Source organism: Citrobacter sedlakii, assembly GCF_018128425.1.
GTDB classification, from domain to species: domain Bacteria; phylum Pseudomonadota; class Gammaproteobacteria; order Enterobacterales; family Enterobacteriaceae; genus Citrobacter_A; species Citrobacter_A sedlakii.
In genome coordinates, this window is record NZ_CP071070.1 from 953374 (window position 1) to 969469 (window position 16096).

Annotated in this window: 12 protein-coding genes; 11 read left to right on the forward strand and 1 reads right to left on the reverse strand. The window is 56.3% G+C overall.

Features of this window, described 5'->3' with window-relative positions; all coding sequences use genetic code 11:
• Positions 1 to 38 precede the first annotated feature (38 nt).
• From syd to JY391_RS04570, 8 genes are all read left to right on the forward strand, one after another.
• Complete coding sequence (syd, locus tag JY391_RS04535; protein ID WP_211935284.1) at positions 39 to 584, forward strand: SecY-interacting protein; 546 nt, start codon at positions 39 to 41, stop codon at positions 582 to 584.
• Between the two features lie 634 nt (positions 585 to 1218).
• Positions 1219 to 1548 carry a YqcC family protein gene (locus JY391_RS04540; protein WP_042288825.1) on the forward strand — a complete coding sequence of 110 codons (330 nt, stop codon included), beginning with the start codon at positions 1219 to 1221 and terminating at the stop codon, positions 1546 to 1548.
• Positions 1548 to 2330: a tRNA pseudouridine(65) synthase TruC gene (gene truC / locus JY391_RS04545; RefSeq protein ID WP_042288822.1), complete on the forward strand. Its 783-nt coding sequence runs from the start codon at positions 1548 to 1550 to the stop codon at positions 2328 to 2330. The genes JY391_RS04540 and truC overlap by 1 nt, the downstream gene beginning before the upstream one ends.
• An 18-nt stretch (positions 2331 to 2348) precedes the next feature.
• The gene (locus tag JY391_RS04550; RefSeq protein ID WP_042288819.1) at positions 2349 to 2798 is read left to right on the forward strand and encodes a flavodoxin; all 450 of its coding nucleotides are present in this window, start codon (positions 2349 to 2351) and stop codon (positions 2796 to 2798) included.
• A 479-nt stretch (positions 2799 to 3277) separates the two neighbouring features.
• Positions 3278 to 4630 carry a galactarate/glucarate/glycerate transporter GudP gene (gene gudP, locus JY391_RS04555; RefSeq protein WP_042288816.1) on the forward strand — a complete coding sequence of 451 codons (1353 nt, stop codon included), beginning with the start codon at positions 3278 to 3280 and terminating at the stop codon, positions 4628 to 4630.
• A 2-nt stretch (positions 4631 to 4632) separates the two neighbouring features.
• Entirely contained in the window at positions 4633 to 5973 is a 1341-nt protein-coding gene (locus JY391_RS04560; RefSeq protein ID WP_211935285.1) for an enolase C-terminal domain-like protein, read from the forward strand.
• A 19-nt stretch (positions 5974 to 5992) separates the two neighbouring features.
• The gene (gene gudD / locus JY391_RS04565; RefSeq protein ID WP_042288813.1) at positions 5993 to 7333 is read left to right on the forward strand and encodes a glucarate dehydratase; all 1341 of its coding nucleotides are present in this window, start codon (positions 5993 to 5995) and stop codon (positions 7331 to 7333) included.
• Between the two features lie 93 nt (positions 7334 to 7426).
• On the forward strand, positions 7427 to 8569 hold the full coding sequence (locus JY391_RS04570; RefSeq protein WP_211935286.1) for a glycerate kinase: 1143 nt from the start codon (positions 7427 to 7429) through the stop codon (positions 8567 to 8569).
• A 90-nt stretch (positions 8570 to 8659) separates the two neighbouring features.
• Here JY391_RS04570 and barA read toward each other — a convergent pair whose 3' ends face one another.
• The gene (barA, locus tag JY391_RS04575) at positions 8660 to 11416 is read right to left on the reverse strand and encodes a two-component sensor histidine kinase BarA (RefSeq protein ID WP_211935287.1); all 2757 of its coding nucleotides are present in this window, start codon (positions 11414 to 11416) and stop codon (positions 8660 to 8662) included.
• 57 nt (positions 11417 to 11473) lie between these two features.
• Between barA and rlmD the strand changes: the two genes are divergently transcribed.
• The 3 genes from rlmD (at position 11474) to mazG (ending at position 15946) form a co-directional block, all read left to right on the forward strand.
• The gene (gene rlmD / locus JY391_RS04580; RefSeq protein WP_211935288.1) at positions 11474 to 12772 is read left to right on the forward strand and encodes a 23S rRNA (uracil(1939)-C(5))-methyltransferase RlmD; all 1299 of its coding nucleotides are present in this window, start codon (positions 11474 to 11476) and stop codon (positions 12770 to 12772) included.
• Positions 12773 to 12823: 51 nt separating this feature from the next.
• Positions 12824 to 15058, forward strand: a complete 2235-nt coding sequence (gene relA / locus JY391_RS04585) for a GTP diphosphokinase (RefSeq protein WP_211935289.1) — start codon at positions 12824 to 12826, stop codon at positions 15056 to 15058.
• A 96-nt stretch (positions 15059 to 15154) separates the two neighbouring features.
• Entirely contained in the window at positions 15155 to 15946 is a 792-nt protein-coding gene (gene mazG / locus JY391_RS04590) for a nucleoside triphosphate pyrophosphohydrolase (RefSeq protein ID WP_042288804.1), read from the forward strand.
• Positions 15947 to 16096: the final 150 nt, after the last annotated feature.

Sequence of the window (16096 nt, forward strand, 5' to 3'; positions counted from 1 at the left end):
GCTCCAGTGTATCCTGGCTTTTATGATGAGAGAAACCGGTGAACGAACAGACTGCATTGGCCCTGAAGGCTTTTACGACGCGTTATTGCGACGCATGGCATGAAAAACAGCAAAGTTGGCCGATGAGCGAGGAGCTGTATGGCGTGCCTTCTCCCTGCATCATTTCCTCTACTCAGGACGCGGTTTACTGGCAGCCGCAGCCGTTTGAGGGCGAGTCGAATGTAAACGCGGTTGAACGCGCCTTTGATATTGTGATACAACCTGCCTTTCACGCGTTTTACACCACGCAGTTTGCCGGCGATATGCCCGCACAGTTTCACAATGAAACGCTGACGCTGCTGCAAACCTGGAGCGCTGACGATTTCCGTCGGGTTCAGGAAAACCTGATTGGTCATCTGGTTACGCAAAAACGTCTGAAGCTGCCGCCGACGCTGTTCATCGCCACCCAGGAAAATGAACTGGAGGTGATTTCAGTGTGTAATCTGTCTGGTGATGTCATCAAAGAAACGCTGGGAACGCGGCAACGCACCGTTCTGGCTCCCTCCCTTGCGGAATTCCTTACTCAGCTTAAGCCTGTTCTGTAATCCATTTACCTGGTAATGTTGTGAGAGATCTCTTACACGCCCTGTAGGAGATCGCCAGGTGATAAGTGAAGACTTAAGGGCATAAGAATTATCAATATCCTAATAAATCAGAAGGTTAACTAATTCGTGTCAACTTTCATATGAAATTTTCCTTAAGGCATTGCCTGTAAGTCCCTTGTAAGACGGCGTAAAAAAGGCGATTCTATGTACGTCGACAGGGAGTCGCACAACAAAGCGAACATCAGGATGATGGCGCTTTGTCAGGACACACCAGGACGGTGTTGCAAGGAAAGGCTTCAGGACGAAGCAAAGTGGAAAACGCAGGAAGGCGTTAAAGGACACCTCCAGGAAGGAGAACGAGAGCCGGTCAGGATGGTCGGTGGGTCAGGAAGGCCAGGACACTTCAGGATGAAGTTTTCACATCGGGGTGGTGTGAGCAGGATGCGCACGTTCAGGATGAACAACGGGTCGCAAGACCGCTGGAAAAGTTGTCAAGGATGAGCAGGGAGCACTAAAAGTAGCTGGAATGCTGCGAAACGAACCGGGAGCACTGTTTTTACAGTGCTCCCTTTTTTATTTCTTTTTTTACTGGTGGTATTCTTCGCGCCACATTTTTCTTTACTGAGGTGACTTCATGACGACTCATGACCGTGTGCGTCAGCAGCTTCACGCACTGGAAGCGCTGCTGCGCGAGCATCAACACTGGCGGATGGATGAACCCGAAGCCCACCTGTTTACCAGTACGCAGCCTTTTTGCATGGATACCATGGAGCCGCTCGAGTGGCTGCAATGGGTGTTGATCCCCCGGATGCATGCCCTGCTGGACAGCGCCCAGCCATTGCCTGAGGCTTTTGCCGTCGCGCCGTACTACGAAGTGGCGCTGAGCGCCGATCATCCGCAGCGTGAGGTTCTGATCGCCGCGCTGCAGGCGCTGGATGCGCTGTTTGCGCAAGATAAATCCTGATGCTGGAGATTCTGTATCAGGACGAATGGCTGGTGGCGGTCAATAAACCCTCCGGTTGGCTGGTACACCGCAGCTGGCTCGATCGCGATGAAAAAGTGGTGGTGATGCAGACCGTGCGCGATCAGATTGGTCAGCACGTTTTTACCGCCCACCGTCTCGACAGGCCCACCTCCGGCGTCCTGCTGATGGGGTTATCCAGCGAAGCCGGACGACGGCTGGCGCAGCAGTTTGAGCAGCATCAGATCCAAAAGCGCTACCACGCGATTGTACGCGGCTGGCTGATGGACGACGCGGTGCTCGACTATCCGCTGGTAGAAGAACGGGACAAAATCGCCGATAAATTTGCCCGCGAGGATAAAGAGCCGCAGCCAGCGGTGACCCATTATCGCGGTCTGGCGACCGTAGAAATGCCGGTGGCAACCGGGCGGTATCCAACGACGCGTTACGGTCTGGTGGCGTTAGAGCCAAAAACCGGCCGCAAGCATCAGCTCAGGCGTCACCTTGCGCATTTGCGTCATCCGATTATCGGCGACAGCAAGCATGGCGATCTGCGGCAAAACCGCAGCGCAGCGGAACATTTCGGCTGCCATCGTCTCATGCTGCACGCCAGCGCGCTTTCTCTGACTCATCCCTTTACCGGCGAGCCGCTGACGATTCGCGCCGGGCTGGATGCGGTCTGGATGCAGGCGCTGGCGCATTTTGGCTGGCGAGGATGTCTCCCCGACAATGAAAGGGTTGAGTTAAGCGCATCGGCAGGTCAGGATGAAGGCGTAAATTCGTAACTCAGGGAGTCAGTAAGCATGGCGAAAATAGGCATTTTTGTCGGGACGATGTACGGAAACTCGCTGTTGGTTGCCGAAGAAGCCGAAGCGATCCTCACGGCGCAGGGACATGAGGCGACCGTTTATGAAGATCCTGAACTGAGCGACTGGCAGAACTATCAGGATAACGTCGCGCTGGTGGTGACCTCCACAACGGGGCAGGGAGATTTACCTGACAGCATCGTGCCGCTGTTTCAGGGCATAAAGGATAATCTGGGGTTTCAGCCCAATTTGCGCTACGGCGTTATCGCGCTGGGCGACAGCAGTTACGTGAATTTCTGTAACGGCGGCAAACAATTTGATGCCCTGCTGCAGGAACAGCGCGCGCAGCGCGTCGGCGAGATGCTGTTGATTGATGCCAGCGAACATCCGGAACCCGAAAGCGAATCGAATCCCTGGGTGGAACAGTGGGGTACGCTTTTATCGTGAGAGTAAACCCTCCCCCTACCGGGAGGGACTCCCGCTTGCGCCAGTAAGCAAGGGGGACAACCTGAAATCAGTTTAGTCAAAACTGAATCGTGTTAGCATCGGGCAAATGCCTAAAATCCTTTCAGACGAAAGGGTTTTTATTGACGTTTTCATAGGGTCAAGCGACCTGATTCACACTCCTGCCTTTTCTGCCTCTCCTGCCGGGCGAATTCCCTGACTGCTTTTCATTTCCGTGAAGTCGCTTCCATTACCCTGGGCTTTTGCCACAAACCGACGCGTTATCCCCCTGAAATGTTGTGTTGTTGCACGGTGAGCAACCTCCTGGCGCTTTTTATACTTCTCCTGCCAGTTATAAAAAAGCAGTACGCAAGGCGAACGACCTACAAAAAGCTGCCATGTATGAAACGTCACCTCTGATTCCCTACCGGCTGTGCAGTTCAGAGTGAGCGTGACTAACGCGAAAATTCAGGAGTGCAACAATGAGTTCATTAAGTCAGGCTGCGAGCAGTGCGGAAAAACGCACTAACGCCCGCTACTGGATAGTGGTGATGCTGTTTATCGTCACATCCTTCAACTACGGCGACCGCGCGACGCTTTCCATCGCTGGTTCCGAGATGGCCAAAGACATTGGCCTCGATCCGGTCGGTATGGGTTACGTTTTCTCTGCGTTCTCATGGGCCTACGTTATCGGTCAAATTCCGGGTGGCTGGCTGCTCGACCGCTTTGGTTCCAAACGCGTCTACTTCTGGTCCATCTTTATCTGGTCGATGTTTACCCTCCTGCAGGGCTTCGTCGATATCTTTAGCGGCTTCGGCATTATCGTCGCGCTGTTTACGCTACGTTTCCTGGTCGGTCTGGCGGAAGCGCCCTCTTTCCCGGGCAATAGCCGTATCGTCGCAGCGTGGTTCCCGGCGCAGGAAAGGGGAACCGCGGTGGCGATTTTTAACTCCGCGCAATACTTTGCCACCGTTATTTTCGCCCCCATCATGGGCTGGCTGACCCACGAAGTAGGCTGGTCGCACGTGTTCTTCTTCATGGGCGGACTGGGTATCGTCATCAGCTTCATTTGGTTGAAGGTGATCCACGAGCCGAACCAGCATCCGGGCGTCAACCAGAAAGAGCTTGAGTACATTGCAGAGGGCGGCGCGCTGATCAACATGGATCAGAAGAGCAACAAAGCTAAAGTGCCGTTCAGCGTGAAATGGGGACAGATCAAGCAACTGCTGGGCTCACGCATGATGATCGGGGTTTATATCGGCCAGTACTGCATCAATGCGTTGACGTACTTCTTTATCACCTGGTTCCCGGTTTATCTGGTGCAGGCGCGGGGCATGTCGATACTGAAAGCGGGTTTTGTGGCCTCGGTTCCCGCCATCTGCGGCTTTGTTGGCGGCGTACTGGGCGGCATTATCTCCGACTGGCTGATGCGCCGTACCGGCTCGCTGAATATCGCCCGTAAAACGCCGATTGTGATGGGGATGCTGCTGTCGATGGTGATGGTGTTCTGTAACTACGTTAACGTCGAGTGGATGATCATCGGCTTTATGGCGCTGGCGTTCTTCGGCAAAGGGATTGGCGCGCTGGGCTGGGCGGTAATGGCGGACACCGCGCCGAAAGAGATCAGCGGTCTGAGCGGCGGTTTGTTCAACATGTTCGGCAACATCTCCGGTATCGTGACGCCTATCGCCATCGGCTACATTGTCGGCACGACCGGCTCCTTCAACGGCGCGCTGATCTACGTGGGGATCCATGCGTTGGTCGCGGTGCTGAGCTACCTGGTGCTGGTGGGTGATATTAAACGTGTCGAACTGAAACCTGTTGCGGGGCAATGATCATGACAACGCAATCGAGTCCTGTTATCACCGACATGAAGGTCATTCCGGTGGCCGGACATGACAGTATGCTGCTGAACATCGGCGGCGCGCATAACGCGTACTTCACCCGAAATATCGTGGTGCTCACCGACAACGCCGGGAATACCGGCGTTGGCGAGGCGCCGGGCGGAGACGTGATTTATCAAACGCTGGTCGATGCCATTCCGATGGTGCTCGGTCAGGAGGTGGCCCGACTGAATAAAGTGGTTCAGCAGGTACATAAAGGCAACCAGGCTGCAGACTTTGACACCTTCGGCAAAGGGGCGTGGACGTTTGAACTGCGCGTTAACGCGGTCGCCGCGCTGGAAGCGGCGCTGCTCGACCTGCTGGGCAAAGCGCTGAATGTGCCAGTCTGCGAGCTGTTAGGGCCTGGCAAGCAGCGCGATGCGGTGACGGTGTTGGGTTACCTGTTCTATATCGGCGATCGTACAAAAACCGATCTGCCCTATCTGGAAAACACCCCGGGGAACCACGACTGGTATCATCTGCGCCATCAGGAAGCATTAACCCGCGACGCGGTCGTGCGTCTGGCGGAAGCCTCGCAGGATCGCTACGGCTTTAAAGATTTTAAACTCAAGGGCGGCGTTCTGCCGGGCGAGCAGGAGATTGAAACTGCCCGTGCGCTGAAAACACGTTTTCCGGATGCGCGTATCACCGTTGATCCGAACGGCGCCTGGCGGTTGGATGAAGCCATTGCGTTATGCAAAGGGCTGAACGATGTGCTGACCTACGCGGAAGATCCCTGCGGCGCGGAACAGGGCTTCTCTGGTCGCGAAGTGATGGCGGAATTCCGTCGGGCGACCGGGCTGCCGGTCGCAACCAACATGATCGCGACCAACTGGCGCGAGATGGGCCACGCGGTGATGCTCAACGCCGTTGATATTCCGCTCGCCGATCCGCATTTCTGGACGCTTTCCGGCGCGGTGCGCGTGGCGCAACTGTGTGACGACTGGGGCCTGACCTGGGGCTGCCATTCCAACAATCACTTTGATATCTCTCTGGCGATGTTTACTCACGTTGGCGCGGCCGCGCCAGGCAAACCGACCGCCATTGATACCCACTGGATTTGGCAGGAGGGTGATTGCCGCCTGACCCGACATCCTCTGGAGATCAAAAACGGCAAAATTGCCGTTCCGGACGCGCCCGGGCTGGGCGTTGAGCTGGACTGGGATCAGGTGCATAAGGCGCATGAAGCGTACAAAAAGCTGCCCGGCGGCGCGCGCAATGACGCAGGCCCGATGCAGTATCTGATCCCCGGCTGGACTTTTGACCGCAAACGCCCCGTTTTCGGTCGTCACTGATTTTGAAAAGGACAAGATTATGAGCGCACAATTTACCACTCCCGTTGTTACCGCCATGCAGGTGATCCCGGTTGCCGGTCACGACAGCATGCTGATGAACCTGAGCGGCGCGCACGCTCCGTTTTTTACGCGTAACATCGTCATTATCAAAGATAACTCTGGCCACACCGGCGTTGGTGAAATTCCTGGCGGCGAAAAGATCCGTAAGACACTGGAAGATGCGATCCCGCTGGTGGTGGGGAAAACGCTGGGCGAATACAAAAATGTGTTAACCGCGGTGCGGAATGAATTTGCCGATCGCGACGCGGGTGGTCGTGGCTTGCAGACCTTCGACCTGCGTACCACCATTCACGTGGTGACCGGTATCGAAGCGGCGCTGCTTGACCTGTTGGGTCAGCATCTTGGCGTTAACGTGGCGTCACTGCTCGGCGACGGTCAGCAACGTAGCGAAGTGGAAATGCTCGGTTATCTGTTCTTCGTCGGTAACCGTAAAGCGACGCCGCTGCCGTACCAGAGCCAGCCGGATGAGCAATGCGACTGGTATCGCTTGCGCCATGAAGAAGCGATGACCCCGGATGCGGTGGTGCGCCTGGCGGAAGCCGCGTATGAAAAATATGGTTTCAACGACTTCAAACTGAAAGGCGGCGTGCTGGCCGGAGAAGAAGAAGCCGAGTCCATCGTGGCGCTGGCGAAACGCTTCCCGCAGGCGCGGGTGACGCTCGACCCGAACGGCGCATGGTCGCTGAATGAGGCGATTAAAATTGGTAAGTACCTGAAAGGCACGCTGGCCTATGCGGAAGATCCGTGCGGCGCCGAGCAGGGCTTCTCCGGACGCGAAGTGATGGCGGAGTTCCGTCGCGCTACCGGCTTGCCGACGGCGACCAATATGATCGCAACCGACTGGCGTCAGATGGGCCATACTCTGTCGTTGCAATCCGTGGATATTCCGCTGGCGGATCCGCACTTCTGGACGATGCAAGGTTCTGTGCGCGTGGCGCAGATGTGCCACGAGTTTGGTCTGACCTGGGGCTCGCACTCTAATAACCATTTCGATATTTCACTGGCGATGTTTACCCATGTCGCGGCCGCCGCGCCGGGCAAGATCACCGCTATCGACACTCACTGGATCTGGCAGGAAGGCAACCAGCGTCTGACCAAAGAACCGTTCGAGATCAAAGGCGGTATGGTTCAGGTTCCGGCGAAACCGGGACTGGGCGTTGAGATCGACATGGATCAGGTGATGAAGGCGCATGAGCTGTATCAGAAACACGGCTTAGGCGCGCGTGACGACGCGATGGGCATGCAGTATCTGATTCCGAACTGGACCTTTGATAACAAGCGTCCTTGCATGGTGCGTTAAGACCTGTGCCGGTCCCCTTTCGGACCGGCCATTTTTTTATTTGTAGTATGACGGGTATATGCTTAACAGAGTCAACATGCGTAAGGACGATTTATGAAAATAGTGATCGCACCGGACTCATATAAGGAAAGTTTGAGTGCTCTTGAGGTGGCTAGCGCCATTGAACAGGGGTTTCGCGAGATCTGGCCCGATGCGGATTACGTCAAGCTGCCGGTCGCTGATGGCGGTGAAGGAACGGTTGAAGCCATGGTTGCGGCGACGGCGGGACGCATTGTTGACGTTGAGGTCATGGGGCCTCTGGGCGAGCCGACGCAGGCTTTTTATGGGTTATCCGGCGATGCGCGCTCCGCCTTTATTGAAATGGCGGCGGCCAGCGGGCTGGAGCAGGTTCCTCCCCATCGGCGCGATCCGTTAAAAACCACCTCCTGGGGTACCGGAGAGCTTATTCGACATGCTCTGGACGCGGGCGTGGAACATATCATTATCGGGCTTGGCGGCAGCGCGACCAACGACGGCGGCGCGGGTATGGTTCAGGCGTTAGGGGCAAAACTGCTCGACGCCCGGCATGTTGACATCGCCCAGGGCGGCGCGGCGCTGGAAACCCTCGACCGCATTGATATTAGCCAGTTAGACCCGCGTCTGGCCGGATGTCGCATTGAGGTGGCGTGCGACGTCACCAATCCGTTGACCGGTAAGCAGGGCGCTTCGGCGGTGTTCGGGCCGCAAAAAGGGGCGACGCCGGAGATGATTGTGCGCCTGGATCGGGCGCTGGAACATTATGCGCAGCTCATCGCCCGCGATCTGGATGTGGATGTCTCTACGCTTGCGGGCGGCGGCGCGGCAGGGGGAATGGGCGCGGCGCTGTATGCATTCTGCGGCGCGCAGCTGCGGCGCGGCATTGAGATTGTGACCGACGCGCTGCATCTCGATGCCTGCGTCGCCGACGCCGATCTGGTGATTACCGGCGAAGGGCGCATCGACAGCCAGACCATTCACGGTAAGGTGCCGGTTGGCGTGGCGAACGTGGCAAAACGCTATAACAAGCCAGTGATCGCGATTGCCGGCAGCCTGACCGCGGACGTTGGCGTGGTGCACGAACATGGGTTGGATGCGGTGTTCAGCGTCATTTACTGCATCTGTACTCTGGACGACGCCCTGAAAAATGCGGAAGACAACGTGCGGATGACGGCGCGAAATGTGGCTGCAACGATCAAGATTGGGCGGCTTTCAGGCTAATTTCCCCAATGGCGCAACGCTTATCAGGCCTGCAATTATCCTGTCCCCAGGCCCGGTAAGCCGCTGACATTACTTTCCGTCAATAGACAGTCACCCCAGTATCTTCTTCGCTTCGCGCGCCACGTTGTCCATCTCGTCGAGCAGTTCGAGGAATTCAGGTTCCAGTTCGCTTTCGGGCGTACCGTTACGTAACTGGCCTTCCAGCAGCTGACAGAGATTTTTCATCCGTGGAACCCCGCTGTAGCCACAGCTGCCGTGCAGCTTATGAATTAAATCGACTAACCCATCCGGGTTTTCGCCGACCAGTTGTTCTTCGATGCAGTTACGCACTTCCGGCAGGAAATCGATCAGCATTTGCAGCATATCGCGCGCCAGATCCGGTTTTCCTGCCGCCTGGCGCAGCGCCAATTGCCAGTCGAGCGTCGCGTTTGGATTAAAAACCGGCTCGGGCGGCTCAGCCGTCAGCATCCGCGTGGTGACGCCGGTGCCCGGTTTGTAGCGCAGCAGCAGGTTATGCAGCTTTTCTTCTTCAATCGGCTTCGCCAGGTAATCATTCATACCGGCGCTCAGCAGCTTCTCCTTCTGACCCGCCATCGCATGTGCGGTCACGGCAATCACCGGCGTTTGCTGTTGGTGAGGAAGCTGGTGGATCAACTCACAGGCGCGAATGCCGTCCATATCCGGCATCTGAATATCCATCAGGATCAAGTCGAACTGCATCTGTCTGGCGCGATCCACCGCCTGTTGGCCGCTGTCGCAAAGCTCAACGTGCTGCACCAGATCGTCCAGTAAGGCGCCGATCAGTTTCAGGTTAGCGGGGTTATCATCTACCGCCATTACCGTCATGGCGATCTTGTTTTCGTCGGATGGCAGGGCGTCATGATGGTAATTCTGGCGGCACAACTCCACCAGCGCGGGCAGCAGGCGCGTTGAGGTCAGCGGTTTTAACAGACAACTCGCCACGCCGTCTTGCTTAAGTTTTTCCGCGTTAACCTGCGCGTGACACGGCAGCGCCAGCATCAGGAAGTCGGTCATTTCCGTCGCCTGAATCAGGCGTTCATGCTGCATGGTCAGCGGTTCGTTGAAGGTCACGGCGACGCCCAGCAGCATGTAGTCGTAATGCTCTACCGCCAGCGCGGAGAACGAAGGACTGTAAATCACCTCCAGCGGCGTTTCCGCGAGGATATCTAAAGTGCATTGCGCGGCAGCGGCGTTTGGCTCAACGTAAGCGATGCGCTTCCCGGTCAGGCAGCCAGTGGCCGGGCCATCGCTGACCACGTTCGGATTCAAATCCAGGTTGATATGGAACCAGAACGTCGAGCCCCGGTTCGGCTGGCTATGGAAGGAGATATCTCCCCCCATTTCATTGACCAGCTTCTGTGTAATCACCAGCCCCAGCCCGGTACCGCCATGGCGACGGGAGATACTGGCATCGGCCTGACGGAAGGCCTGGAACAGGCGTGACTGGTCGCGTTCAGGAATACCGATACCGGTATCACGAATCTGGACCTCTATCTGGACTTTGGTATTACTGATCGCGCGTTTCTCGACCAGAATATCGATGTTGCCGCTTTCGGTAAATTTGATCGCGTTGCCGACCAGGTTGGTAATCACCTGCTGTAAGCGCAGCGGGTCGCCGATGACGTTGTCCGGAACGTCATTTTTAATGTTAAGCGTCAGCTCAAGGCCTTTATCGTGGGACGAGTGCGCCAGCAACGTCACCACTTCATCCAGCGTATTGCGCAGGGCGAAGGGAATGCTTTCCAGAATCAGTTTGCCCGCTTCCAGCTTGGAAAAGTCCAGCACGTCGTTAATGATCGCCAGCAGATTATTTGCCGAACGCTCAATGGTGTTCAGGTGGTCACGCTGGGTGGTGTTCAGCTCTGTTTTCAGCGTCAGGCGAGTAAAGCCGATGACACCGTTAAGCGGCGTGCGTAGCTCATGGGACATATTGGCCAGAAATTCGGACTTAATGCGGGCGGCTTCCTGGGCGCGCTTCTTCGCCAGATCCAGCTCAACGTTCTGGATCTCCATCTGTTCAAGCGTTTCACGCAGATCGGAGGTTGCCTGATCGATGTTGTGCTGCATCTCTTCGTGATAGGCGGCAAGCGACATCGCCATGGAGTTAATGCCGTTTTTCAGCATGTCCAGTTCACCCAGCATGAAACCTTCAACCCGGCTGTCGAGCTGCCCGCGACGAATGCGATCCACCGTGTTGACCATGTTACGAATAGGCCCGGTCACGTCGCGCATCAGGCGCCAGCCAAAAATGAGCGCGATGCCGATGCAGAACAGCATCATCACCGTGGAGATGAAAATTTCTTTATACTGCTGCAGGCGAACAGACTTGAGATCCAGCTCAAGCGCCACATATCCCAGCATATTATGCGCATTTTTCGCGTCGGTTAACGCAGACTCGTCCGGTGAATAGCTTTCCGACACGATCGGCGTTCGCAGGATTAAAATGTCGCCATGGCGTTCCACGCTCAACCGGCGTGGAAACGGCAGACCCGGCGGAAGCTGGAGCTCTGACGGGTTAAGATTAAAGTTCGACGTGACGAACAGGCGGTTATTTTCGTCGTAGACCGAAATCGCCCGCACGATCTCTGAATGGCGGCGATGCAGAACGCTAATCAACTGGCCGATAGATTCGCGGTTTTGCAGATTCATACCATATTCAGTGGAGACGGCGAGCGGCTCAATAATGCTGGCGCCGGCATCTTCCAGTTGACGCTGCAGGTCGTGATAGCGATGAACGACAAAGAAGATACTTAGCAATAAACCGATCAGTACGGTCGGCGCCAGGATCAGAATCATCATGCGAGCGCGCAGGCTGTAGTTGGTCATGGAGTTCCGTTATGGGACAATCAGGGTCACACTGTTAATTTGAGAATAATCTCGTCGATGGCGCAATTCTACTCTGCAAAACGGCGCGTGACGACGCGCCAGATCATAACCGTTACAGTCACTGACCTGGATGCCTTTGGTCAGGGCGTGGCGCGGCATAACGGAAAGGCGCTGTTTATCCCAGGATTACTGCCGCAGGAAAGTGCGGAGGTGGTCATTACTGAAGATAAAAAACAGTACGCCAGAGCGCAAGTGAAGCGCCGGTTAAATGAAAGCCCTGAGCGCGTCGCGCCGCGCTGCCCCCATTTTGGCGTTTGCGGCGGCTGCCAGCAGCAGCACGCCAGCGTTGCCCTGCAACAGCGCAGCAAATGCGCCGCGTTAGCGCGCCTGATGAAAAATGACGTGGCGGAGGTCATCGCCGGGGAGCCGTGGGGTTATCGCCGTCGCGCGCGCTTAAGCCTCCATTACCCGCCGAAAACCCAGCAACTGCAGATGGGCTTTCGCCAGTCGGCGTCCAGCGACATTGTTGACGTCACCCGGTGCCCTGTTCTGGCGCCCCAGCTTGAGGCGCTGTTGCCTGACCTCAGGGCATGTCTGGAGACATTACAGGGAAAATGCCATCTGGGGCACGTCGAACTGGTGCAGGCGGGCAGCGGCACGCTGATGATCTTGCGCCATACGGCGCCATTAAGTGCCCATGACCGGGAAAAACTGGAACGCTTTTCGCATTCACAGAAACTGGCGCTTTATCTGGCGCCCGCTAGCGAGATACTGGAGTCCGTTTCGGGGCAAACGCCCTGGTACGAGTCAAACGGGCTACGCTTAAACTTTAGTCCGCGCGACTTTATCCAGGTCAACGAAGGGGTGAATCAGCAGATGGTGGCCCGGGCGCTGGCGTGGCTTGACGTACAGCCGGACGATCGCGTGCTTGACCTTTTTTGCGGCATGGGCAACTTCACGTTGCCGCTCGCGACGCTGGCGGCGAGCGTAGTGGGCGTCGAAGGCGTACCCGCGCTGGTTGAGAAAGGGCGTGAAAACGCGCGGCAAAATGCATTACAGAATGTGACATTCTTTCATGCCAATCTGGAAGAGGATGTAACCCAACAGCCGTGGGCGAAAAACGGCTTCGACAAGGTCCTGCTGGACCCTGCGCGCGCCGGGGCGGCGGGCGTGATGCAGCATCTTGTAAAATTACAGCCTGACCGCATTGTTTATGTATCCTGTAACCCTGCCACGCTGGCGCGGGACAGTGACGAATTATTACGTGCGGGATACCAAATTCAGCGGCTGGCAATGCTCGACATGTTCCCGCACACTGGGCACCTGGAATCAATGGTTCTGTTTGAGCGCAAGTAATAACTTCCGGCTTGCTGAATTCGGCAGGCCCGGTCCCTTAAGGAGAGGACAATGGTTGCGGTAAGAAGTGCACATCTAAATAAAGCTGGGGAATTTGATCCGAAAAAATGGATCGAAAGTCTTGGGATCGCCAGCCAGCAGTCGTGTGAACGCTTAGCCGAAACCTGGGCGTATTGCCTGCAACAGACACAGGGGCATCCGGACGCGGAACTGCTGCTGTGGCGCGGCGTCGAGATGGTGGAAATCCTTTCGACGCTGAGTATGGATATCGACACGCTGCGGGCGGCGCTGCTGTTCCCGTTAGCCGACGCCAACGTGGTCAGCGAAGACGTCCTGCGCGAAAGCGTGGGCAAATCGATCGTCAACCTGATCCATGGCGTCCGTGACATGGCGGCGATTCGCCAGCTTAAAGCCACGCACACCGACTCCGTTTCGTCCGAGCAGGTCGACAATGTTCGCCGTATGCTACTGGCGATGGTGGACGATTTCCGCTGTGTGGTCATTAAGCTTGCCGAACGTATTGCCCATCTGCGTGAGGTGAAAGACGCGCCGGAAGATGAGCGCGTGCTGGCGGCGAAAGAGTGCACGAACATTTACGCTCCGCTGGCCAACCGTCTGGGTATTGGTCAGTTGAAATGGGAGCTGGAAGATTACTGCTTCCGCTATCTGCATCCGGCGGAATACAAGCGTATCGCCAAACTGCTGCATGAGCGTCGTATCGATCGCGAACACTATATTGAAGAGTTCGTTGGCCATCTGCGCGCCGAAATGAAAACCGAAGGCGTGAAGGCGGAAGTTTACGGACGTCCGAAACATATCTACAGCATCTGGCGCAAGATGCAGAAAAAAGATCTGGCGTTTGACGAGCTGTTTGACGTACGCGCCGTGCGTATCGTCGCCGAGCGTTTGCAGGACTGCTACGCCGCGCTGGGCATTGTGCACACCCACTATCGTCATTTGCCGGATGAGTTTGACGACTACGTCGCTAACCCAAAACCAAACGGTTATCAGTCTATTCATACCGTGGTGCTGGGGCCGGGCGGTAAAACCGTTGAGATTCAAATCCGCACCAAACAGATGCACGAAGATGCCGAGCTGGGCGTCGCCGCGCACTGGAAGTATAAAGAAGGGGCGGTGGCAGGCGGCGCGCGTTCGGGTCATGAGGATCGCATCGCCTGGCTGCGTAAGCTGATCGCCTGGCAGGAAGAGATGGCGGATTCGGGCGAAATGCTCGATGAAGTGCGCAGCCAGGTTTTTGACGACCGGGTGTATGTGTTTACGCCAAAAGGCGATGTGGTCGACTTACCTGCGGGCTCCACGCCGCTTGACTTCGCCTATCACATTCACAGTGACGTGGGGCATCGTTGCATCGGGGCGAAAATTGGCGGGCGTATCGTGCCGTTTACCTATCAGTTGCAGATGGGCGATCAGATCGAAATCATCACCCAGAAGCAGCCGAACCCCAGCCGCGACTGGCTTAACCCGAACCTGGGCTATGTCACCACCAGCCGCGGACGCTCAAAAATCCACGCCTGGTTCCGCAAGCAGGATCGCGACAAGAATATCCTTGCCGGTCGCCAGATCCTTGACGATGAGCTGTCGCATCTGGGGATCAGCCTGAAAGAGGCGGAAAAACTGCTGCTGCCGCGCTACAACTTTAACGAGCTGGAGGAACTGCTGGCGGCGATCGGCGGCGGCGATATCCGCCTTAACCAGATGGTCAACTTCCTGCAGTCGCAGTTCAACAAACCGAGCGCGGCTGAAGAAGATGCCGCTGCGCTGAAACAGCTTCAGCAGAAAACTTACGCGCCGCAGAATCGCCGGAAAGACGACGGTCGGGTTGTGGTGGAAGGGGTTGGCAACCTGATGCACCACATCGCGCGTTGCTGCCAGCCGATTCCGGGCGATGAGATCGTCGGATTCATCACTCAGGGGCGCGGGATTTCCGTTCACCGCGCCGACTGCGAACAACTGGTGGAACTGCGCGCGCATGCGCCGGAGCGGATTGTGGATGCGGTGTGGGGCGAAAGCTATTCGGCCGGTTACTCGCTGGTGGTGCGCGTTCAGGCTAACGACCGCAGCGGGTTATTGCGTGATATCACCACCATTCTGGCGAACGAAAAGGTCAATGTGCTGGGCGTCGCCAGCCGCAGCGACACGAAGCAGCAACTGGCGACCATCGATATGACCATCGAAATCTACAACCTGCAGGTGCTGGGGCGCGTTCTCAGCAAGCTCAACCAGGTGCCGGATGTGATTGACGCGCGTCGTCTGCACGGCAATTAACGATAATACAGGCCGGATCATGCGGTACGCCGCCATCCGGCTTTTTTTTGCCCGACAGCGTTTGGCTTGACGGGCCTGGAGGTTCAGGACATACCCATGACACAAATTGATCGCCTGCTTAACATCATGCAGCGCCTGCGCGACCCGGAAAACGGCTGCCCGTGGGACAAAGAACAGACTTTTGCCACCATTGCGCCCTATACGCTGGAAGAAACCTATGAAGTCCTTGACGCGATTGCGCGCGAAGACTTTGACGATCTGCGCGGCGAATTGGGCGATCTGCTGTTTCAGGTGGTGTTTTACGCGCAAATGGCGCAGGAAGAAGGGCGCTTTGATTTCAATGATATTTGCGCTGCCATCAGCGACAAACTCGAACGCCGTCACCCGCACGTTTTTGCGGACGTTTCCGCCAGCAACAGTACGGAAGTCCTGACTCGCTGGGAGCAGATCAAAACCGAAGAACGGGCGCAAAAAGCGCAGCATTCCGCGCTGGATGATATCCCGCGCAGCTTACCCGCGCTGATGCGGGCGCAGAAAATCCAGAAGCGTTGCTCAAACGTCGGGTTTGATTGGACCACGCTCGGGCCGGTCGTCGATAAAGTGTATGAAGAAATCGACGAGGTGATGTATGAAGCCCGACAGGCGGTGGTTGACCAGGCTAAACTCGAGGAAGAAATGGGGGATCTGCTGTTTGCCACCGTCAATATGGCGCGTCATTTGGGGACCAAAGCCGAGATTGCCCTGCAAAAAGCCAACGAGAAATTTGAGCGTCGTTTTCGCGAAGTCGAACGGATTGTTGCGGCGCGCGGCCTGGAAATGACAGGAGTCGATCTGGAAACCATGGAAGACGTGTGGCAGGAAGTAAAACGCCAGGAAACTGATCTCTAACGGAATTTTGCGAACAAGCGCTATTTGTGCGGTTTTTTAAATGACAAGCGCTTGATTTGCGTCAAAAACATTTACCCAAAAGGGGCTATTTTCTCACTCCTTATGATAGTCCTGGCCTGGGAAGGAGACGGAGAATGAAAGTTTGTGGCG